This is a genomic window from uncultured Flavobacterium sp. (genome assembly GCF_963922255.1).
In the GTDB taxonomy this organism is placed as follows: Bacteria; Bacteroidota; Bacteroidia; order Flavobacteriales; family Flavobacteriaceae; genus Flavobacterium.
Genome location: NZ_CAWUIC010000012.1, coordinates 51,272 through 71,392 on the forward strand (window position 1 = coordinate 51,272; position 20,121 = coordinate 71,392).

Annotated in this window: 23 protein-coding genes; 9 read left to right on the forward strand and 14 right to left on the reverse strand. The window is 28.9% G+C overall.

From position 1 onward, the window contains the following. Window positions 1-11: 11 nt before the first annotated feature. Genes AABJ49_RS10525 through AABJ49_RS10540 form a run of 4 tightly spaced genes read right to left on the reverse strand, consistent with a single transcriptional unit; the run spans window position 12 to window position 3,562 of the window. The gene (locus AABJ49_RS10525) at window positions 12-1,829 is read right to left on the reverse strand and encodes a chloride channel protein (protein WP_338378234.1); all 1,818 of its coding nucleotides are present in this window, start codon (window positions 1,827-1,829) and stop codon (window positions 12-14) included. 58 nt (window positions 1,830-1,887) lie between these two features. After that, on the reverse strand, window positions 1,888-2,553 hold the full coding sequence (locus tag AABJ49_RS10530) for a DNA alkylation repair protein (protein WP_338378235.1): 666 nt from the start codon (window positions 2,551-2,553) through the stop codon (window positions 1,888-1,890). Then, window positions 2,543-3,136 (reverse strand): acyl carrier protein phosphodiesterase, encoded by a 594-nt coding sequence (locus tag AABJ49_RS10535; protein WP_338378236.1) that lies wholly within the window; start codon window positions 3,134-3,136, stop codon window positions 2,543-2,545. Before AABJ49_RS10535 ends, AABJ49_RS10530 begins: the two co-directional genes overlap by 11 nt. 51 nt (window positions 3,137-3,187) lie before the next feature. After that, a complete protein-coding gene (locus tag AABJ49_RS10540) occupies window positions 3,188-3,562 on the reverse strand; it encodes a hypothetical protein (RefSeq protein ID WP_338378237.1) in 375 nt (124 codons plus the stop codon). Window positions 3,563-3,696: 134 nt separating this feature from the next. Here AABJ49_RS10540 and glmM point away from each other — a divergent pair, with 134 nt between their 5' ends. From glmM to AABJ49_RS10560, 4 genes are read left to right on the forward strand one after another with little or no spacing between them, the layout of a single operon-like run. Next, on the forward strand, window positions 3,697-5,097 hold the full coding sequence (glmM, locus tag AABJ49_RS10545; RefSeq protein WP_338378238.1) for a phosphoglucosamine mutase: 1,401 nt from the start codon (window positions 3,697-3,699) through the stop codon (window positions 5,095-5,097). Window positions 5,098-5,151: 54 nt separating this feature from the next. Further along, the gene (locus AABJ49_RS10550) at window positions 5,152-5,439 is read left to right on the forward strand and encodes a hypothetical protein (protein ID WP_338378239.1); all 288 of its coding nucleotides are present in this window, start codon (window positions 5,152-5,154) and stop codon (window positions 5,437-5,439) included. Between the two features lie 9 nt (window positions 5,440-5,448). Then, the gene (locus tag AABJ49_RS10555) at window positions 5,449-6,336 is read left to right on the forward strand and encodes a hypothetical protein (RefSeq protein WP_338378240.1); all 888 of its coding nucleotides are present in this window, start codon (window positions 5,449-5,451) and stop codon (window positions 6,334-6,336) included. A 23-nt stretch (window positions 6,337-6,359) separates the two neighbouring features. Further along, window positions 6,360-6,713, forward strand: a complete 354-nt coding sequence (locus AABJ49_RS10560; RefSeq protein WP_338378241.1) for a hypothetical protein — start codon at window positions 6,360-6,362, stop codon at window positions 6,711-6,713. Window positions 6,714-6,778: 65 nt separating this feature from the next. Here AABJ49_RS10560 and msrB read toward each other — a convergent pair whose 3' ends face one another. From msrB to AABJ49_RS10590, 6 genes are read right to left on the reverse strand one after another with little or no spacing between them, the layout of a single operon-like run. Next, window positions 6,779-7,222 (reverse strand): peptide-methionine (R)-S-oxide reductase MsrB, encoded by a 444-nt coding sequence (gene msrB, locus AABJ49_RS10565; RefSeq protein WP_338378242.1) that lies wholly within the window; start codon window positions 7,220-7,222, stop codon window positions 6,779-6,781. Between the two features lie 4 nt (window positions 7,223-7,226). Further along, window positions 7,227-7,910 carry an aspartate/glutamate racemase family protein gene (locus AABJ49_RS10570; protein WP_338378243.1) on the reverse strand — a complete coding sequence of 228 codons (684 nt, stop codon included), beginning with the start codon at window positions 7,908-7,910 and terminating at the stop codon, window positions 7,227-7,229. Between the two features lie 4 nt (window positions 7,911-7,914). Beyond that, window positions 7,915-8,841: an L-histidine N(alpha)-methyltransferase gene (locus AABJ49_RS10575; RefSeq protein WP_338378244.1), complete on the reverse strand. Its 927-nt coding sequence runs from the start codon at window positions 8,839-8,841 to the stop codon at window positions 7,915-7,917. Window positions 8,842-8,848: 7 nt separating this feature from the next. Then, on the reverse strand, window positions 8,849-10,006 hold the full coding sequence (gene egtB / locus AABJ49_RS10580; RefSeq protein ID WP_338378245.1) for an ergothioneine biosynthesis protein EgtB: 1,158 nt from the start codon (window positions 10,004-10,006) through the stop codon (window positions 8,849-8,851). Between the two features lie 4 nt (window positions 10,007-10,010). Further along, a complete protein-coding gene (locus AABJ49_RS10585) occupies window positions 10,011-10,292 on the reverse strand; it encodes a DUF427 domain-containing protein (protein ID WP_338378246.1) in 282 nt (93 codons plus the stop codon). A 51-nt stretch (window positions 10,293-10,343) separates the two neighbouring features. Continuing rightward, on the reverse strand, window positions 10,344-11,909 hold the full coding sequence (locus tag AABJ49_RS10590; RefSeq protein ID WP_338378247.1) for a YdiU family protein: 1,566 nt from the start codon (window positions 11,907-11,909) through the stop codon (window positions 10,344-10,346). A gap of 93 nt (window positions 11,910-12,002) precedes the next feature. Between AABJ49_RS10590 and AABJ49_RS10595 the strand changes: the two genes are divergently transcribed. Then, window positions 12,003-13,619, forward strand: coding sequence for a S41 family peptidase (locus tag AABJ49_RS10595; RefSeq protein ID WP_338378248.1), 1,617 nt, complete (start codon window positions 12,003-12,005; stop codon window positions 13,617-13,619). Between the two features lie 55 nt (window positions 13,620-13,674). Here AABJ49_RS10595 and AABJ49_RS10600 read toward each other — a convergent pair whose 3' ends face one another. Both AABJ49_RS10600 and AABJ49_RS10605 read right to left on the reverse strand, forming a co-directional pair. Next, window positions 13,675-14,052 (reverse strand): PUR family DNA/RNA-binding protein, encoded by a 378-nt coding sequence (locus AABJ49_RS10600; RefSeq protein WP_338378249.1) that lies wholly within the window; start codon window positions 14,050-14,052, stop codon window positions 13,675-13,677. A gap of 72 nt (window positions 14,053-14,124) precedes the next feature. Next, entirely contained in the window at window positions 14,125-15,876 is a 1,752-nt protein-coding gene (locus tag AABJ49_RS10605) for an ABC transporter ATP-binding protein (RefSeq protein ID WP_338378250.1), read from the reverse strand. Window positions 15,877-16,067: 191 nt separating this feature from the next. Here AABJ49_RS10605 and AABJ49_RS10610 point away from each other — a divergent pair, with 191 nt between their 5' ends. From AABJ49_RS10610 to yajC, 4 genes are all read left to right on the forward strand, one after another. Beyond that, window positions 16,068-17,171 (forward strand): Glu/Leu/Phe/Val dehydrogenase dimerization domain-containing protein, encoded by a 1,104-nt coding sequence (locus AABJ49_RS10610; protein ID WP_338378251.1) that lies wholly within the window; start codon window positions 16,068-16,070, stop codon window positions 17,169-17,171. A gap of 76 nt (window positions 17,172-17,247) precedes the next feature. Further along, window positions 17,248-18,189, forward strand: a complete 942-nt coding sequence (gene nusB / locus AABJ49_RS10615) for a transcription antitermination factor NusB (RefSeq protein WP_338378252.1) — start codon at window positions 17,248-17,250, stop codon at window positions 18,187-18,189. A gap of 20 nt (window positions 18,190-18,209) precedes the next feature. After that, on the forward strand, window positions 18,210-18,680 hold the full coding sequence (locus AABJ49_RS10620) for a DUF1573 domain-containing protein (protein ID WP_338378253.1): 471 nt from the start codon (window positions 18,210-18,212) through the stop codon (window positions 18,678-18,680). Between the two features lie 9 nt (window positions 18,681-18,689). Further along, window positions 18,690-18,962 (forward strand): preprotein translocase subunit YajC, encoded by a 273-nt coding sequence (gene yajC / locus AABJ49_RS10625; protein ID WP_338378254.1) that lies wholly within the window; start codon window positions 18,690-18,692, stop codon window positions 18,960-18,962. Between the two features lie 2 nt (window positions 18,963-18,964). On the opposite strand, the gene AABJ49_RS10630 is transcribed toward yajC, so the two are convergent. Both AABJ49_RS10630 and AABJ49_RS10635 read right to left on the reverse strand, forming a co-directional pair. Continuing rightward, the gene (locus AABJ49_RS10630; RefSeq protein WP_338378255.1) at window positions 18,965-19,915 is read right to left on the reverse strand and encodes a DUF1801 domain-containing protein; all 951 of its coding nucleotides are present in this window, start codon (window positions 19,913-19,915) and stop codon (window positions 18,965-18,967) included. Further along, on the reverse strand, window positions 19,912-20,121 hold the full coding sequence (locus AABJ49_RS10635) for a VF530 family protein (protein ID WP_338378256.1): 210 nt from the start codon (window positions 20,119-20,121) through the stop codon (window positions 19,912-19,914). Before AABJ49_RS10635 ends, AABJ49_RS10630 begins: the two co-directional genes overlap by 4 nt.

The following is a 20,121-nucleotide window of genomic DNA, read 5'->3' on the forward strand; positions in this document are numbered from 1 at the left end:
TCTAAAGGGTTTTACTCAATAATCATATCTTTCAATTTTTCTCGATATTTTATTAAAACAAAATGTTTAGAAATAAAACCTATAAATTTACCATTTTTAAGAACAGGTAAAACTTTAGAACCACTGTTTTCAAATTTATCCATAACCGTTTCCATAGTTTCGTCGTAGAAAACTATTTCTTTTGGTTGTTGCATGACTTCATCTGTGGAAGTGTATTTGATTTTGAAAGCAGAAAACATATATTTTCTAACATCATCCAAATATATTAAACCTTCTAATTCTTGTTTTTCATTTAAAACTGGAAAAATGATTTCATCGGATTGTTGGATTTTATCAATTAATTCATTCAAGTTTTCTGAAACAACAATTGCCTTAAAATCTGTTTGTAATAGTTTTGATAATTCTAAAGAAGTCAAAATATTTTTATCTTTATTATCTGTAAAAACTTCTCCTTTGTCCGCTAAGTGCTTGATGTCAAAAGAATAAGGCTCAAAACGTTTTGAAATAGCATAACTTACAGATGAAACTATCATTAGGGGAACCATTAATTCATAACCACTTGTTATCTCTGCAATCAAGAAAATTGCTGTTAAAGGTGCATGAAACAGACCACTTAAAATTCCTGCCATTCCAACTAATGTAAAATTTGTAATAGGTAACTTGGCTAAACCAATTGCGTTTACAAAATACGAGAGTACAAATCCTAAATAAGAACCTACAAATAGAGAAGGAGCAAAGTTTCCACCATTTCCACCAGAACCTAAAGTTAAACCTGTAGCAAAGACTTTCACCATCATAGTTGCTCCAACAAAGGCTAATAAAATCCATTTATTGTCTTCAAAACCAGATAATAAGGTGTTGTTTAATATTTTTTCAGGATGATTATCTGCTATAGTTTTTATGCTAGCGTAACCTTCACCAAATAATGTTGGAAATAAGAAAATTAATATTGCTAAAATTCCAGCTCCATATAAAGCTTTTTGATAAACTCCAAGTCTACTTTTGGCAAAATGGGTCTCAATTTTTCTAAAATAACGAGCATAATAAATGGAAAGTAAACCAGAAAGCAAGCCTAAGAGAACATAAAAATGAATATTATGATAATCAAAACTTTCTACGTTTTTAAAAGTAATTAAGATGTCTTCATCCAAAACAATTGTAGATATTAATGCACCAGTTGCAGCACTAATCATAATTGGAATAAAAGCTGTAATACTTATTTCTGCTAATACTACTTCAATCGCAAATAAAACACCAGCAATAGGAGCGTTAAAAGCAGCTGCAATTCCAGAAGCAACACCACAAGCTAATAATAAGGTTCTGTCTTTATAACTTAATCTATAATTTTGAGCATAATTACTTCCAAAAGCTGCTCCAGTTACAGTAATTGGTGACTCTAAACCAGCACTTCCACCCAAACCAACAGTTAAGGAACTTGTTATTATTTGCGAATACAATTGCTTTTTAGGAAGAATTCCATCTTTTTTTGCCACTGCATACATGATGTGAGATGTTCCTTTTTGAATGCTACCATCTAAGAATTTTTTTACTACAAAAACAGTTAAAATAATTCCAATGACAGGTAAAATACTATTACTATAGGGTAAATGAAGATAACCGTCTAAGTATTGAGAAAATTGGTAAACTTTGTGTGCAAATGCTTTTAAAACAATCACCGCTAAGGCTGAAGAAATTCCAACTAAAACACAAGAAAAATAAATGAATTGTCGAGGTGTTAGAAATGTTTTTAAAAGAAAAATAAATCGCTCTAATCGTTTAAAGTTTTTACTTATAAATCGAAAAAAAGGATTGACTTTTTTCGTGGACATTCTTTTGTTTTTTTAGTTCTTGCGAAATTACCATTTTTGATTGGATTGTGAAAGATTTTTAGAGTAAACGTAAAGCTTCTTTTTGACTCAACGGTTTTAAGTTGGTTGATTCCACATATTTTTTTACTGCATCTGGATTAAAACGACTGTAATCACGCAAAGCCCAACCGATTGCTTTTTGGATAAAAAATTCTTTGGAATGCTTGTGTTTTTCGCATTCGGATTTTAGTAAATCAAAATTGGTTTTTTCTTTGTAACTTAATTGAAAAATAATAGCAGTTCTGTTTAACCACATATTTTCAGAATTGGAAAAGCGTTCAATTACTTTTAAAGTTTCTGCTGGAAATTGTTCTAAATAACCACCAACCAAATATTTAGCAATTGTGTCAACTGAATCCCACCAAGAATTTGTAATGATAAGTTTTTCAATGAATTGAATGTCTTCGATGACAAACTTTTTTTTAATTTCTTTCTGAATCAAATCAATAGCACATTGATGTATTTCTCGCTCTTTTTCTTGATACAGTTGCCAAGTGATTTCTCTGTAATTTAGTTTGATTTCTGGTTTATGTTTTTCATAAACAGCTTTAAAAATAGCTCTTCGATTTTCGGTTTTGATTCCTAAAAACGTGAAATTATTTTTCATGTAATTTTCCATTGGAATAGCTATTTCATGATTGGAATTTGCTTTTAATTCCTTGATGAGTTCTTCTTTAAAGTTCATTTAATTCAATCAATTTTTCTTTCACATGATTTCGCAATTCCTCAAAAAATAAAGTGAATTCATTATCAAAATCACTGTAAAAAGTTTCTAATTCTTCTACAGCAAATTGCATTTTAGATTTGAATTTTGTTCTGTAATCCATTTGATATAATATTTTTGATATACCTTCAATAGTTGCATAACTTTTCAGCCAATTTTGTTCTATCATTACAGGAAGAATTCTTTTTGTCTTTGGACTTAAAACATCATAATTGTCTTGTAAAAGTTGATAAAAACGAAAAACAAAACTAGTTAAAGATTCATCAGAATATTTATTCCAATTTTTAGCTAAAAAATGATCATACAAAATGTCTACAATCACACCAGAATAATGCCCATAACGTTCATGAAGCCTGTGTTTACTTATTCTAAAGGTTTCATTCGCATCAGTAAAAGTATCAATATACCTATGCAAAATAATCCCTTTTTTGATTTCATCAGGATAATTCAAATAATCGTTTCCACGAATACCATCAGCCATAAAATTGCCGATTTTTATGAAATCGTTGTTGTCAGAAAGGTAAATGTGGGCTAGGAAATTCATTAAATAGGTTAAAAGGTTAGGTGTTTAAATGGTTAAAAGGGATTGAGAATATTAATTGATTTTTTTTAATTTTCTATTTTCATTAAAATTATCTAATTGAATTATGCTTTTATTTTTAACTTTATAATATTGAAAAATTTCAGTCTCAATCCACTTTTCTACTTTTTTATATTCTATTTTCAGAGTAAGTGTATTATTTTTCATTTCCCATGTTCCTTTTTCTTGAAATTTAATAACTTCATGATATTGTAAACTATAAGTTCTTAAAAAAGTATTATTTGAATAAAGAATAATATTATCTTGTTCAGTAAAATTCCAACCTGATTTATTTTTTTCTTTCTTATACCTATATTCGGACGAAACTTCTTGAGAAAACATAAAAGGCGCAAAAAATAAGAAAACCAATAGGGTAATTTTTTTATTCATAATTTGAATAATTTTGTTAATGGTAAATATACTAATTTAAATCAATTTTTTTATTAGTTTCAACTTGCTATCTTTGTTTTTCAAAATTGGTAACCTATTACCATTTACCCATAACCTAATACCTAAAAATAAAAATGACTTTAATAAAATCAATATCAGGAATTCGTGGCACCATTGGAGGAAAAGTAGGAGAGAACCTTACACCAGTTGATGCTGTAAAATTTGCTTCAGCTTATGGAACATTTTTGAAAACTGGAAGAGGGAAGTTAGAAGCTGGAAGAAAACTAAAAGTTGTTATTGGAAGAGATGCGAGAATTTCGGGTCCAATGATTCATAATTTAGTACAAAATACTTTGGTTGGATTAGGAATTGATGTCATTGATTTAGGTTTATCAACAACTCCAACCGTTGAAATTGCTGTTCCTTTGGAAAAAGCTGATGGTGGAATTATTCTAACAGCTTCTCACAATCCAAAACAATGGAACGCTTTGAAATTACTGAATGCAAAAGGTGAATTTTTGAGTGGAGCTGAAGGAGAAAAAATCCTTGAAATTGCAGAAAGTGAAGCTTTTGATTTTGTGGATGTAGATTCATTAGGTGAAGTTACGGTGAATGATTCATACATGGATATTCATATTAATGAAGTGTTGGATTTACCTTTAGTTGATGCTGAAGCGGTGAAAAAACGAAAATTCAAAGTAGTTGTTGATGGTGTGAATTCTTCTGGTGGAATTGTGATTCCGAATTTATTAGAGCAAATGGGTGTTGAAGTCGTGAAACTATATTGCGAACCAAACGGTCATTTTCCTCATAATCCGGAACCTTTAAAAGAACATTTAGGAGATATTTGTAAACTAGTTGTTGATGAAAAAGCGGACTTCGGAATCGTAGTTGATCCTGATGTGGATAGATTAGCTTTCATTTCGAACGATGGTGAAATGTTTGGTGAAGAATATACTTTAGTAGCTTGTGCTGATTACGTATTGAGCAAAACTTCAGGAAATACGGTTTCTAACATGAGTTCGTCTCGTGCTTTGCGTGATATTACGAATAAACACAACGGAAACTACCAAGCCAGTGCTGTTGGTGAAGTAAATGTGGTAGAATTAATGAAGAAAACCAATGCCATAATTGGTGGTGAAGGAAACGGTGGAATCATTTATCCAGAAAGTCACTACGGAAGAGATAGTTTGGTTGGTGTAGCATTATTTTTAACACATTTAGCTAATTTAGACATGACTGTTGCCGAATTGAGAGCGAGCTATCCTCAATATTACATGAGTAAAAACAAAATTGAATTAACACCTCAAATTGATGTTGATGCAATCTTAGAAGCCATGACTGAAAAGTACAAAAGCGAAGACATCACTACAATAGATGGTGTAAAAATTGATTTTGCTGAAAATTGGGTACACTTAAGAAAATCAAACACAGAGCCAATTATTAGAATCTACACAGAAGCTCAAACCCAACAATTAGCAGATGATTTAGCGAATAGAATTATTGGAGAGATTACGGAAGTCGCTGGGATTTAAGGAAGTTTGCAGTGTTCAGTTTATAGTTAGCAGTTAATTTCAATTAATAATAATATGATTTTTAAAAACTTATATAGAAATACAGATTATATTATTGTTGCTTTTTTAGCTGCTTTTTTTATAGTCAGAGTTTCAAGATATTTTAGGTTTTCTGATTATAGATGGATTTATGTTTATGGAAATTACTCTTGTTATTTACTTCAATTTTTTGCTTTACTTTTATCTTTGATTAATTCTACACTTATTTTAAAAGAAATTAAACAATTGAAGGAGAAAATTATATTAGTAATGATTTCTTTAGTTCCAGTATATTTTTGGATTTATCTAATTTTAAGTATTTAATTATCCATTATGAAAAACATCTTCAACATTTTACTACTTATTTTGTGTCTTCACTATATCTCATATTCACAGGATAAAAGTAATGTTGAGTGTGGATTTTTTGGAACGACAACTGTTGAAGAGCGAAATGCTATTTTTCCTTTTAGTGAAGCTGAAATGATTTTGTTGATAAGTTATCCAAATGCTGAAGAATATCATTTAAAAAGAAAGGATAGTGTTGGTTTATCTGAATTTGGATACAAAATTGAAAAGGAATTTGTTTTTCATGATTCTTTGAAGGTTAAATTATATGATGCTACTAAAATTGTTGAACTTAAAAGTAAAACAATAAAAGAGTTGAGTAACCTCATGTTTAATTATGATTACAAAACAAAAGCTAATGACACACTATTAACAATTTCAGTTGTTGATTGCTATACTCCAAGAAATGCCATTATATTTCTTGATAAAAATGAAAAAGTAATTTCAGTTCTAGAAATTTGTTTTGAGTGTATTCAATATTATTTATTTCCTAAATCTAAAGAATTTAAAGACGTTTTAGGTTTAGAGTGTGATAAAAGGTTGGGATATTTCAGAAAAATGTTTGATGATTATGGATTTGAAAATTATAAAAATAATAAGAATATAACCTTTCAAATTTTTGATAATCAAGGTGCTTTAAGAGGTGCGAGTTTAATTTCTAATAATTCAAAAATTGTTCAAACTGATTTTGATGGAAATGCATTTGTTATCATGAATAATAAAACTAAAAAAGTTGAATTATCATACATGGGAAAACCTACCTTATTAAAAATCATTCCAAATTGTGATTTTATAAAAGTTGATTTAAGTAAAGGAAAAGCATTTTATTACAAAGACAATAAGTTTATTAAATCGAAGAAATTGATTGTTGAATAAATTTATTTTAAGAATTATTTATTATGAAAGCTAAAAAAAGATATGCTTTGTTATTATTAACTGTATTTATATTTATTTATAACACATTTTTCCCTACTTATTTAATTACAGGTTCTTACATAAGTAACATTGAAGATTCATTTGCATCAGAAGGAATTAATAATGACGAAGTTTTAGAAATTCTTAATGATGGAACCTTTAAAAGTGATAGTTGGGGTGAAGGAACTTGGAAATTAGAACATGGAATTAATGGTACTAGGATTCACTTTGAATTTGAAGATGAAAGTTTTAACACCTATTTTTATAGAAGATTTTTCTTCAGTAAGCCACGAATAGTAATTTTTAGAGATTTAGATTCAGAATTTATTAAAAATTAAACCATTAAGAAATTAAGTTTCATTGAGTACTCTTAAATTTTCTAAATACCTTAATGGTTTAAAACCTACTTCACCTTCTTCAAAGAAACAGCATTCATACAATAACGCAAACCACTTGGTTCTGGTCCATCAGGGAAAACGTGACCTAAATGTGCATCACAAGTATTGCAAACCGCTTCAATTCGAATCATTCCAAAAGAAATATCTTTTATATAACCAACTGCATTTTCTTTTATAGGTTGGGTAAATGATGGCCAACCTGTGCCACTTTCAAATTTTTCGCTTCCATCAAATAATAATGTATCGCAACAAACACAAGCATAAATTCCAGGTTCAAAAAGCGAACATAATTCTGAACTATGTGGTCGTTCTGTTCCTTTTAAACGGGTGATTCTGTATTGTTCTTCCGTAAGTTGAGCTTTCCATTCTGCTTCTGTTTTTACTACTTTTTTATCAGGTTCAGGATTTCCAGTTCTTGCAAATTGTATTAAGTTATTCCAGTTTAGCATAGTATTAATCTTTTAAAGTTTTTAGAGCTGCTTCGCATTGTAAATCAATGGTGTCAACCCAATTTGTTTTATGTTTTATGTTTGAAAATGCAATTGATAACTCCGTACAAGCTACAATAAAAATTACATTTTCTGTATAAGTTTTAGTTAATAATTGATAACATTTGATTGTCTTTTCTTCATCAGAACTTTGAAAATATATTTTTCTCAATTCATCAACTTGTTCAATGATTTCTTTGTTTGGTGTAATCAAATTGTGTTTTTTTGGAACAAATGATTTCAAATACTCATCTTGCATCGTAAAAGCTGTTCCTAAAATTATAATATTGGAAACTTCTTCAATTTCATTTAATTTTTGGTTTACCAAATTTCCAACATGACAATAAGGTTTCAATAGTTCGTTTTTGTCCAAAACTATATCCAAAGCTTTGTGCATTGTATTATTTACCAAAACGGCACAAGTAATTTCTTGTTGGTCTAAATATTTTATGTTTGGAGTGATTAATTCAGCTACTTTTTCGATTTCATAAGGCAACAAAGCATTTATTTCTTTAAAATTTAAAGAAACGAGTAGGATAGGACAAGAATTTCCTCTTCCATTTTGCTGTTCATATAAAGCATTTATCTTATCATAAAAATAGGAAGTTGCTTTATAGCCAATGCCACCAATTATTCCAATGGAACTCATTTTTTTACTTTTTAAATAAACTTATTGTATAATTTTTTCCTTCATCTAAAAAATGTTCCAAACTTTTAAAACCAATATTATTTTTGAAGATTTCAATGGTATTTAAACTATATTTTTGAGAAATTTCTGTGTGAATCATTTCGTTAGCTTTAAAATTAATTTCTTGATTTTCAATGGTTACCGTTTGATCAATTTTGCTAAAAATATAGCTATATGTTGTGCCAGAAATTGGATTGTAATAAGGATAATGATCAAATTGCTCGATGTCAAAATTTCCGTTTAATTCACGGTTTATTCTTTTTAACAGGTTTAAATTGAACCTTTTGGTAATTCCTTTTTCATCATTATAAGCAGCCAAAACTTTATGTGGATTTTTTTTCAAATCAAAGCTTACCATCAAAATATCGCGTTCGTCCATCATATCATATATCTTTTTCATGAACAGTTCTGCACTTTCTTTATCATAATTTCCAATGGTACTTCCTAAAAACAAAATAATTTTAGGATTATCATGCACTAAATTATCTAACGTTTCAAAATAATCTCCTGCAATTGGATAAACTTCAAGGTTTGGAATATGCTGTTGCACATTTTTTTTATTAGTCTCCAAAACATCAGCAGAAATATCCAAAGGATAATACACTACTTTCTTATTTAAATCGGTAATTCTCTTTAAAAAATGCTTTGTTTTTGAACCATCACCAGCTCCCAAGCCTACTATATCAAAACTGTCATAGCCAAAACTTTTTACAATTTTTTCTGTTTGATTGTTTAATATTTCTAATTCGCATTGTGGAAGATAATATTCTTCCATTTGCATTATTTCTTGAAAAATTTTATCACCAGCATCATCATAAAAATATTTTGAAGAAAGTGTTTTTTGATGCTTTGAAAGCCCTTCAATTACATCTTTGTAAAAAGTTTGATTCATTAATTTTTTATTTTTTTGCAAGTCTAATTCCAGAAAATATCCAACGTGAACTAGTATGGAAAAAATTTCTATAGGTTTTTCGACTGTGATTTTTTGGTGTTGCAATTGATGAACCTCTTAAAACGTGTTGGTTCACCATAAATTTTCCGTTATATTCTCCTAAGGCTCCTGCTGCTTTTTCAAAATTGGGATAAGGCAAATAAGCACTTGAAGTCCACTCCCAAAGTTGACCATAATTTAGTTTTTCAGATGCAATTTCCCATTCAAATTCGGTTGGTAAACGCATTCCTTTCCATTCTGCAAAAGCATAAGCTTCGTAGTAACTGCAATGTATTACAGGTAAATTTGGATTTACTTTTTCCAATCCATTGAAATTATAATAGTGCCATTCGTCCTCAATCTTATACCAATACAAAGGAGCTTTAATGTTGTTTTGATTGATAAAATCCCAACCTTCAGCGTGCCATAAATTAAAATCTTCGTAGCCACCAGCCTTCATAAATTCGATAAATTCACCATTTGTGACTAACTTATTTGCAATTTCTGTATTTTGAATATATGTTTTGTGGAAACCTAATTCGTTATCAAAACAAAAACTCGAATCATTGTGTCCAATTTCATAAACACCTTCTTCAATTTTGATAAATTCAGGTTTTTGTGTTTCTTCTTTTAAATGCATTTTAGTTTCAAAAGATGGAAAAGTCGGTTGATTTCCTAAAATAAATTTAATATCATAAGCCAATAATTCTTGATGTTGTTCTTCGTGATTTATTCCAATTTCAAGGAGTTTTAGAATTTTATTTGAAGGATTTTTTTCAACTAAATCAATGATTTTTTGGGTTACATAGTTTCGATATTCCAAAACTTCAGCCACAACAGGTCTCGTCATTAAACCTCTGTTTGGTCGCAAAACTCTTTTTCCAGCATTGTTGTAATAACTGTTGAACAAGAAGCCAAAATCTTCATGAAAAACTTGATAATCTTTATCAAATTCAATTAAAATGAACTGTTCAAAAAACCAAGTTGAATGCGCTAAATGCCATTTTGGAGGAGAAACATTTTCATTGGGTTGAACCGAATAATCTTCAATAGCCAATGGTTTACAGAGATTTTCTGTATTCGTTCGAGTTACTTTAAATTTTTGAATTATAGTTTCAATAGTCATAATTTTATTTTTCAACGGTAACACCTTTCCAAAAAGCAACATATCCTTTAATTGGAGTGAATCCAGCTTTAACTTCTGGATAAAACCAAGCGGCATCTTTGTTTTCTTTTCCTTCCACATTGACATTGTAATAACTCGCAACCCCTTTGTAAGGGCATGTTGTATGTGTTTGAGATGCTGAAAAGAATTCTTTTTTAATACTTTCAGCAGGAAAATAATGATTTCCCTCAACAACTTGAGTTTTGTCACTTTCTGCGATAACTTGATTGTTCCAAATAGCTTTCATAGTTTTATTTTTTTAATCTAACTTGTATCAGATTTTGTTTTTAACTTAATATTATGAACTACACGACAAAGCAGAGCAACCTACTTTATTTTTAGCCCAATCAGGTCTTTTGGCAAACCATTTTTGATATTGCTCTTGTTCTTCATAAGGATTTAAAAGCATTTCGTAAAGTTCATTTAGCAAATTATAATCTTCTTTGTCAGCATCATCAATTGCTAATTGTGACATGTAATTTCGTAAAACGTATTTTGGGTTAACCAAATCCATTGCTTTTTTTCTGTCCAAATCAGATTGCTTTTCTTTTTGTAACTGATTGATATACATTGTAAACCAATACATCCAAGTGTCGTAAATGGCTTCTTTGGTTTCTTCTAAAGTATAAAAGGCATCTTTTATTTTTTCAAATGCAATTTCAACAGTATCTTCTTTGGAAACTTGGCTTAAACTACGAAAGAAAATCGTCATATCTGATTCTGTTAATTGCAAATTTTCAGTTAAAAGATAGATGCAATTTTTGGTTACTTCGTTGGAATTTTTAAAACCTAACTTCTTGTGCATCATGTCAATATAATCAGATTCGTATTTTATAGGAAAATCATTTAAAATCTTTTCCAAAGGTTTTACTTCTTCAATTAATGGAAATAAAGCGTTGGCTAATTGCAATAAATTCCATTGAGCAACTTGTGGTTGATTGCCAAAACTATAGCGTTTATGTTCATTATCAGTAGTGTTTGGAGTCCAATTTGGGTTATAATCTTCTAACCAACCATAAGGACCATAATCGATTGTAATTCCGTGAATAGACATATTATCAGTGTTCATCACACCATGAACAAAACCAACACGTTGCCAATGTACAATCATTTCTCGCGTTTTATCAGCAACAGTTTTAAAAAATTCAAGGTATTTTTCTTTTCCTTCGGATTTGATTTCTGGATAATAATGTTTTATGGTATAATCAGCTAATAATTGAAGGTTTTTAGTGTCTTCGCGTGAAGCAAATAATTCAAAGTTTCCAAAACGAATAAAACTTGGAGCCGTTCTACAAACAATAGCTCCTTTTTCATAATCAGCATTTCCGTTGTATAAAATATCACGCAAAACCAAGTCACCACTTGTAAATAATGCCAACGAGCGAGTTGTTGGAACTCCTAAATTGTACATAGCTTCACTACACAAATGCTCACGAATAGACGAACGCAAAACGGCTAAACCATCACCTCGACGAGAATAAGGTGTTTTTCCAGCACCTTTTAATTGGAACATTGTACTTTCTTCATTGTGTGTTGCTTCAAAAAGAGTTATGGCTCTTCCATCACCTAATTGTCCTGCCCAATTTCCAAATTGATGTCCCGCATAAGCCATGGCATAAGGTTTGGTGTTTTCTAAAATAGTATTTCCTGAAAAAATATTTAAAAATTCTTCAGATTGAGTTTCTTCTTTAGAAATACCAACACTTTCAGCTACTTCATTTGAAACATGAATTAATTTTGGATTTTTTGGTTTCACTGGATTTACATATGAAAATGCAGCTTCAACTACTTGTCTGGTTTCATTGGATGTAATTAAATCTGCAGGTAATTCTTCAGTGAAAGTATTATTTATTTTCTTTTTCAATTTTAACATAGGTAAATTTACAAAAATTACATTTTAATTAACTTTTTCATTTCATAAAAAATGGTTAATTTGTCATCTTATCAATTTTAATTTATGAAAAAATATTTTTCTGCAGCACTTGTTATTTTATTTTTAAGTAATTGTTCTTCTGTCCAAAAGCATAATGCTTTGCTTGAAAGTAATTTATCAGTGAAAGAACAAATTGAAGATGTTAATTATTTAGAGCGAAAGATTGAGAAAATTCAGCCAAGTTTGCATCAATTCATTTCTGAAGAAGATTTAAGAAGAAAGTTTGATAGTGTTAGAAGTACTATCAATATCCCTTTAAAACCCAATGAATTTTACTTTAAAGTTAGTCCACTTTTAGCTGCAGTTCGTCAAGGTCACGCTTCCATGAATCCAATAATTGCAGAATACTCTAGAAAAGAGTCAAAGGAAATGAAGAAAAAAGGATTGGGACCAGTTTCTCAATTTGACTATAAATTTATTGATAACAAACTCTTCATTATGAAGAATAAATCAAAAGATTCAACTATTCAAGCAGGAACAGAAGTTGTTTCAATAGAAGATATTACACCTCAAGATTTATTCTCTAAATACAGAAAAACATTTTCTTCGGATGGTTTTAATGAAACGTTTATTCCTTATGCTTTTACCATGCGTTTTGGTAATTATTTGTTCTATGAATTGGGTTTAAGAGATAGTTTAAATTTTAATTTAAAATGTTATGATTCTGTTTATACCAAATTAATTAAGCGTTTTCCTGATAAGAAAACAGAAAAAAAAGAAGAAAAGAAAGATTCAATTTCTACAGCCAAAACAAAAGAAGAAGTCGTTAAAAAGTTGACTAAAGAAGAAAAAAAGTTAGCCAAGAAAAAGAAAAGAGAACAAGACGAATACAACTATAATTATGGTTATGATAAAACCAAAAAAAAATATACTAAAACGTTAACTTTCACTGATATTGATAGTTGTACAGCCATTTTTAAAATAAGAAATTTTTCAAAAGGTGGTTATAAAACAGCTTATAAAGAAGTTTTTGAATTATTACGAAATACAGATACTAAGAATTTGGTTTTAGATTTGCGAGGAAATCCTGGTGGAAGATTGAATGAAATACATGAATTGTATTCTTATTTAACTGCAGATTCAACTTTTCAATTGATTGAAGAAGCAAAAGTTACTTCTAAAACAAGTTTGTTACAAGCTGATTATTTGAGTTCTATGCCCAAATCATTGTATGTTTTAGCTATACCAACATATCCATTTTACGCAAGTGTTTTGATGTTAAAAACAAGAAAAGATGAAAATGGTGAATATCGTTTTAGAATGAAAAGCAGTAAAGAAAAACCTCATAAGGCTAATTATTTTAAAGGAAAAATTTATGTTTTAATCAACGGTGGAAGTTTCTCTGCTGCTTGTATTATTTCGTCTAAATTAAAAGAAAACACTGAGATTACATTTGTAGGTGAAGAAACTGGAGGAGCCTTTAACGGAACAGTAGCTGGAAGAACTTCTTCCTATGAATTACCTAATTCAAAACTGAGAACACGATTGTGGATTATGGATATTGCTGCTACAAATAAAACGGAAGAAAAAGGTAGAGGAATTTTTCCTGATGTAGAGATTGTTCCAACAATTGATGATATTTTATCAGGCATTGATCCTGAATTAGAATGGATTAAAAAGGATATTCAAAATAAAAAATAGAATAAAAAAAACCATTCTTATTCGGAATGGTTTTTTTAAATTTAGTTTGGTTGAATTAAATATCATCAAAGCTGATATCTGTAAAACTTTTAGTTGATTCTTCAGTGGTTTCAACTGGAGAGTCATAACTTTCTTTTTTGAAATCTTTTTGATGTCTTTCAGAAATTACTTCTTCTCCTTTGTTTTCTAAAACAAAATCTGTCATTTCGTCTAATATCTCTTTAAAAGCTGCAAAATCTTCTTTGTATAAGTAAATTTTGTGTTTTTTAAAATGGTAAGAACCATCTTCTTCCGTGAACTTTTTACTTTCTGTGATTGTAATATAATAATCGTCAGCTTTTGTTGATCTAACATCAAAGAAATAAGTTCTTCTTCCTGCTCTTAATACTTTAGAAAAGATATCTTCCTTTTCATACATGTCTTTGTCGCTCATAATCCTTCGGTATGTTTTTTTAAGTTTAAACTTAAACCAAAATTCTAAAAAAAAATATTATAAAACAATAGTTTAGTAAATTTCTTTTTCTAAAAGTTGTTTATTGTAAAGCTCCTTATAATAACCCTCAATTTCTATTAATTGATTATGAGAACCTTGCTGAATAATTTGACCTTCCTCTAAAATTATAATTTTATCAGCATTTTTGGCAGATGAAACTCTATGACTAACAATTATAGTTGTTTTCTGTTGTGTCAATTGTAATAAATTATTCAAAATTTGTTCTTCTGTTTCTGTATCAACAGCACTTAAACAATCATCTAAAAGTAGGATAGGGGATTCTTTGATAAAAGCTCTTGCAATAGATACTCGTTGCTTTTGTCCACCAGAAAGCGTAATTCCTCTTTCTCCTAAAATAGTATCATAACCTTGAGAAAAGTTGATGATATTTTGATGAACAGCTGCTTTTTTAGCAACATCTATTATTTCTTCATCAGTAGCATCTTCTTTTCCAAACTTGATATTATTTTTTATAGAATCTGAAAACAAAAAAGCATCTTGAGGTACAACAGCAATGCTGTCTCTTAAATCACTAAGATTAATATTTTTTAATGAAGTATCGTCTATTAAAACTTCTCCTTTTGTGGGATCATATAATCTGCTGATCAATGTCAATATAGTTGATTTTCCTGAACCTGTTTTTCCTAAAATAGCTAATGTTTTTCCTTTTTCAAGTTCAAAAGAAACATTTTTTAAACCTTGAATATTAGTATCTTCATAAGTAAAAGATACATTTTTAAAACTGATTTTTCCTTCAATAATTGATTTTTCAGCCACTAAATTTTGAATTTCTGGTTCTGTGTTTAAAAATTCATTCAATCTTTTTTGTGATGCTTCTGCTTCTTGAATCATTGATGAAACCCAACCTAATGAAGCAACTGGCCAAGTCAACATATTTATGTAAAGAATAAATTGTGCAATTGTACCGATATTTTCAATACTTCCATCAATATACATCATTCCACCTACATAAATAACAACTAGATTTGATAATCCGATTAACAATATCATCAAAGGTCCAAAAAGCGAATTGGTTTTTGCTAATGATAAATTTTTGTCTTTACTATCTTGAGTAAGTTTTCTGAACTCTTCCGATTTATTATTTTCTAAAGCATAAGCTTTTATGACTCTAATTCCAGAGAAAAATTCTTGTGCAAATGAAGATAAGGTTGATAAGTTTTGTTGGTATAAACTACTTTTTTTGTGAATTTGAGAGCTAATTTTAAAAACACTATACGATAATAATGGCAATGGTAATAATGAATAAAGCGTAAGTTTTGGAGAAATATTATACATATATATAATGACTACTCCAAAGCGAATGATGGTATTTGAAGAATACATTACAGCAGGACCAACATACATTCTTACTTTACTAACATCTTCACTTATTCGGTTCATTAAATCACCTGTTCTGTTTCTTTTATAGAAACTCTGTGATAATTTTTCATAATGTTTGAAGACTTCATTTTTTAGGTCAAACTCAATGTGTCTTGACATTACAATTAAAGTTTGTCGCATCAAAAAAGTCAATAAACCAGCAATTATAGTGGTTGCCAATATAATTAAAATGTTATGGAGTAATTCTTCTCTTGCTAATTCGGGGTTAGTTTTAGCATATTCTTGAATGGAATTTATAGACTTTCCAATATATTCTGGAGTATATAAAGAGAAAATCTGTGCTAAAATTGTAAATATTAATCCTAAAATAAATCTGTACTTATATTTTACAAAATATTTATTTAGATACTTTAATTCTTTCATTTTTGTAAAAAAAATTGTTTTTTTTATATTAATTTAATAAAAAATAGCAAAATAATGTAATTATTGAATTGTTAGCAAATGTTTGATATATTAATAATTTATTAAAATAATTGAAGATTTTTGAAATATTTCAAATTTATATCTAATTTTGCTCTTCAAAATTATAAAAAAAACATTTTAACAATATAACTATGACTTCAAATATTTTACCTGTAAATGAAATTCATAAAGTTGACCCAGTTTTTGGTCAACTTTCATTTGACGGACATGAACAAGTTGTTTTTTGCCATGACAAAGATACTGGTTTAAAAGCAATAATTGGTATTCATAACACAATTTTAGGACCAGCTCTTGGAGGAACAAGAATGTGGAATTACACTAACGAGTGGGAAGCTCTTAACGATGTTTTACGTTTATCTCGTGGGATGTCTTTCAAATCTTCAATTTCAGGATTAAATTTAGGTGGTGGAAAAGCAGTTATCATTGGTGATGCAAAAACACAAAAAACACCTGAATTGATGAGAAAATTTGGTGAATTTGTACACTCATTATCAGGAAAATATATTACGGCTGAAGATGTAGGAATGGAAACTAAAGACATGGACACAGTAAGAGACGTGACTCCTTATGTAACTGGAATTTCAGAAGCAAGAGGTGGTTCAGGAAATCCTTCTCCAATTACTGCGTATGGTGTATATATGGGAATGAAAGCGGCTGCAAAATATCAATTTGGAACTGAAAATTTAGAAGGTAAAAAGATATTAGTACAAGGAATTGGTCACGTAGGTGAAGTTTTAGTAGATCATTTAACTCAAGAAGGTGCTATTGTTACTATTTCTGATATAAATGAAGATAGATTACACCAAGTTGGTGCTAAATATGGTGCTAAAATTTTTAGTGGTAATGATTTATATGGTTCAGATGTTGATATTTATGCTCCATGTGCTTTGGGTGCAACAATAAATGATGATACCATTAAAAAAATAAAGGCTAAAGTTATTGCTGGTGCTGCAAATAATCAATTAGCAAATGAAGTAATTCACGGTCAAATTTTAAAAGAAAAAGGAATTTTATATGCTCCTGATTTCTTAATCAATGCTGGTGGTGTAATAAATGTTTATTCAGAATTAGCTAAATTAACTAAAGCTGAAGTGATGGAAAAAACAGAAAATATTTATAATACTTCATTGGAAATTTTCAAACATGCTGAAGTTAACAACATTACGACACATCAGGCAGCGTTATCAATTGCTCAAAAAAGAATTGATGATAGAAAAAATGAAAAAGCACAATAAATAAATTATAAAAAGTGTATTTTTGCAGAGCGAAAGGTAATTCTTTCGCTTTGTTAATTAAATAAGTTCTTATACAATGTTGAATAGAAGACATATTCGAGTTAAGGTAATGCAAAGTATTTATGCGGTTCATCAGCATAAATCATCTGATTTAAACAGAGAGGAGAAATTTTTGTTTTATAGTATTGAAGCAATTCAAGATTTATATCTATTGATTTTTTCCGCTTTAATAGAGTTGAGGATTAAAGAAGAAAATTACTTAAATTTAGCTTCAAAAAAGCACTTAGCAACTCTAGAAGAGAAAACGCCTAATAGAAAGTTTGTTCAAAATGAAGTTTTAACTTTATTAGAAAATCAATCTACATTATCTGTAGCATTGGAAACCAAAAAAATAAATCATTGGAAATTAAATGATGATTTGATTTTACAATTATTAGAAGATATTAAAAAATCAGATGTTTACATAATTTATATGTCATCAAAAACTTCAACTTTTGAAGAAGATTCTAAATTTGTAGTTGACCTTTTTATGAAGGTTTTAGCTCCAAATGAAAGACTTTATGATTATCTAGAAGATAATAAATTGACATGGATTGATGATTATGCTTTAGTAAATACTTTTATTAGTAAACAATTAAAGCAATTAAAAAATCCTTCTAGTACAATTGAAATTCCTAAGGTTTACAAAGATGAGGATGATAAAATTTTTGCAAAGCAACTCTTTATTAAAACGCTTTTAAACGAAAGTGAATTGGCAAAAGAGTATGTAAATAAAACTCCAAATTGGGATTCTGAGCGAATTGCAGAAATCGATACTATTTTATTAAAAATGGCTATTTGTGAATTGTTAAAATTCCCTTCAATTCCGGTTAAAGTTACTATAAATGAGTATCTTGAAATAGCAAAAGAATATTCAACTCCAAAAAGTAGTATTTTTATCAACGGAATTTTAGATAATTTGATAAAAGATTATAAAGAAGAAAATAAACTGAATAAATCAGGAAGAGGTTTAATGTAAAATTATATAATATTATGAAAATGAAATTAATACCAGTTATTGCTATTTCCACGTTGTTTTTAGTAGCATCTTGTAAAGAAGATGCTTCGTCAAAAATTACAGAAGAAGACATGAAAGTTGCTAATGAGGTTTCAGCTACTTCAGGAAAATTACCTATTTTAGAATTTGACAAAACAGTTCATGATTTTGGAATTATTAATGAAGGTGAAGTTGTAACTACAGAATTCATCCTTAAAAATACTGGTGATGCTGACTTAGTTATTGTAAGTGCAGTTGGAAGTTGTGGATGTACAGTTCCTGAGCCACCAAAAGAGAAAATTAAACCAGGAGAATCTGCTCCAATTAAAGTTACTTTTGATTCTACAGGAAAACCAGGTCAACAAGAAAAAACGGTTACTATTACTTCAAATACAGCTAATGGTAAAGAAACTTGCAAGATTATGGCAAATGTTACACCAAACCCAAATAAACCAGCTGTTCAACAGCACTAAAATATATATATGGATTCAAGTTTAATAATACAAATCGTTTTAATGATTGCTGTTTTTTATTTTCTATTAATAATGCCACAGCAAAAAAGAGCGAAAAAAGAAAAAGCTTTCGAACAAGGATTAAAAGTCGGAGACAAAGTAGTGACTAAAGCCGGAATTCACGGCAAAATTGCTGAAATGACTGCTGATACTGTAGTAATTGAAACGATGGCAGGAAAAATTAAAATGGAAAGAAGTGCTATTTCAATGGAAATGAGTACTAAAATCAATACACAAAAATAAGATTAACTTCTATATTTATCATGTAAACCGATGTTCGAAAGAATCATCGGTTTTATTTTTTCTAAACGTGTTATTTTTGTTTTTTCTTGTTTGGCATCATTAATATATTCCATAAACTCTCTTTGTTTATAAGGTGTAAACAAATTGAAAGCGTTTTTTAAATTAATATTAGATTTGAATTCATTTTCAAGAAGCTCACATGAAATTTTGGCTTTTTTTTCTGGTTTTATTTTCAACCCTTTTTCTTCGTTGGCAATAGCTTCTTTAATATATTGTAGAATTGTTTTTTCATTTACTTCATTAATTGAATTAAATCGCATTTGCCGTAAACCTTTAGTATTTTCTTCATTAGCATTTATCAATAAATTTTTCTCGTCTTTTAGAAAAACACCATTATAAAACCAAATGCCAAAATAAGATTTAAAACCAGCAATTCCGATAACATTTTTGTCATTATGCATATAAATAGGGACACCCCATTTTACAGTTTCAACAAGTTGAGTTTTATTAATTATTGTTTTCAATAACTCTAATTCTACTGTCCATTGATTGGTTTTGTTCCAAACTTTTGCCTCCTTTTTAGAAATTGCCTTTTTCATTTTTTTATTTTCTAAATCTTCTTGAACTCTAAATTCAACAATTCTTGTAATTAATTCATTTGGTAAAGGTTTGTCTAAGGGAAATTGAATGGCACCTTTTGAAGTTTTATATTCTTTTAACTCATCTTTAAAATGGCTAATTGGTGAAGTGTGTGGATAAAACCCAATATGTTTTTTATAACCAGCAAAATAGACTAAACGATTGTTTTGTTTGTATGCAGGCATTTGATAACTCATTATTTCTTCTGTTTTTGGAGCAGCTTTTTTTATAATTGTTCTCAATTGTTGCAACAAAACTTGAACATCTTTTGGAAATCTTTCAATGTATAAATCTATTTCGTTTAAAGTTTTCATTTTATAGATTTTAGGTATAATTGTTCTACCTTTTCTCTAGCCCAAGGAGTTTTTCTTAAGAAAGTTAAACTCGATTTTATTGTTGGATTATGCGTAAAGCAACGAATGTTTATTTTTTCTCCCAAAATTTCAAAACCATATTCAGCAACGAGTTTTTCTAAAATATCAACTAATTTTATTCCGTGTAATGGATTGTTATTTTGCAT

What these genes read in the sequence shown, in the direction of transcription:
- AABJ49_RS10525 (WP_338378234.1), bottom strand. Translation starts at nt 1,829, where the DNA reads ATGTCCACGAAAAAAGTCAATCCTTTTTTTCGATTTATAAGTAAAAAC.
- AABJ49_RS10530 (WP_338378235.1), bottom strand. Translation starts at nt 2,553, where the DNA reads ATGAACTTTAAAGAAGAACTCATCAAGGAATTAAAAGCAAATTCCAAT.
- AABJ49_RS10535 (WP_338378236.1), bottom strand. Translation starts at nt 3,136, where the DNA reads ATGAATTTCCTAGCCCACATTTACCTTTCTGACAACAACGATTTCATA.
- AABJ49_RS10540 (WP_338378237.1), bottom strand. Translation starts at nt 3,562, where the DNA reads ATGAATAAAAAAATTACCCTATTGGTTTTCTTATTTTTTGCGCCTTTT.
- glmM (WP_338378238.1), top strand. Translation starts at nt 3,697, where the DNA reads ATGACTTTAATAAAATCAATATCAGGAATTCGTGGCACCATTGGAGGA.
- AABJ49_RS10550 (WP_338378239.1), top strand. Translation starts at nt 5,152, where the DNA reads ATGATTTTTAAAAACTTATATAGAAATACAGATTATATTATTGTTGCT.
- AABJ49_RS10555 (WP_338378240.1), top strand. Translation starts at nt 5,449, where the DNA reads ATGAAAAACATCTTCAACATTTTACTACTTATTTTGTGTCTTCACTAT.
- AABJ49_RS10560 (WP_338378241.1), top strand. Translation starts at nt 6,360, where the DNA reads ATGAAAGCTAAAAAAAGATATGCTTTGTTATTATTAACTGTATTTATA.
- msrB (WP_338378242.1), bottom strand. Translation starts at nt 7,222, where the DNA reads ATGCTAAACTGGAATAACTTAATACAATTTGCAAGAACTGGAAATCCT.
- AABJ49_RS10570 (WP_338378243.1), bottom strand. Translation starts at nt 7,910, where the DNA reads ATGAGTTCCATTGGAATAATTGGTGGCATTGGCTATAAAGCAACTTCC.
- AABJ49_RS10575 (WP_338378244.1), bottom strand. Translation starts at nt 8,841, where the DNA reads ATGAATCAAACTTTTTACAAAGATGTAATTGAAGGGCTTTCAAAGCAT.
- egtB (WP_338378245.1), bottom strand. Translation starts at nt 10,006, where the DNA reads ATGACTATTGAAACTATAATTCAAAAATTTAAAGTAACTCGAACGAAT.
- AABJ49_RS10585 (WP_338378246.1), bottom strand. Translation starts at nt 10,292, where the DNA reads ATGAAAGCTATTTGGAACAATCAAGTTATCGCAGAAAGTGACAAAACT.
- AABJ49_RS10595 (WP_338378248.1), top strand. Translation starts at nt 12,003, where the DNA reads ATGAAAAAATATTTTTCTGCAGCACTTGTTATTTTATTTTTAAGTAAT.
- AABJ49_RS10600 (WP_338378249.1), bottom strand. Translation starts at nt 14,052, where the DNA reads ATGAGCGACAAAGACATGTATGAAAAGGAAGATATCTTTTCTAAAGTA.
- AABJ49_RS10605 (WP_338378250.1), bottom strand. Translation starts at nt 15,876, where the DNA reads ATGAAAGAATTAAAGTATCTAAATAAATATTTTGTAAAATATAAGTAC.
- AABJ49_RS10610 (WP_338378251.1), top strand. Translation starts at nt 16,068, where the DNA reads ATGACTTCAAATATTTTACCTGTAAATGAAATTCATAAAGTTGACCCA.
- nusB (WP_338378252.1), top strand. Translation starts at nt 17,248, where the DNA reads ATGTTGAATAGAAGACATATTCGAGTTAAGGTAATGCAAAGTATTTAT.
- AABJ49_RS10620 (WP_338378253.1), top strand. Translation starts at nt 18,210, where the DNA reads ATGAAATTAATACCAGTTATTGCTATTTCCACGTTGTTTTTAGTAGCA.
- yajC (WP_338378254.1), top strand. Translation starts at nt 18,690, where the DNA reads ATGGATTCAAGTTTAATAATACAAATCGTTTTAATGATTGCTGTTTTT.
- AABJ49_RS10630 (WP_338378255.1), bottom strand. Translation starts at nt 19,915, where the DNA reads ATGAAAACTTTAAACGAAATAGATTTATACATTGAAAGATTTCCAAAA.
- AABJ49_RS10635 (WP_338378256.1), bottom strand. Translation starts at nt 20,121, where the DNA reads ATGCAAAATAACAATCCATTACACGGAATAAAATTAGTTGATATTTTA.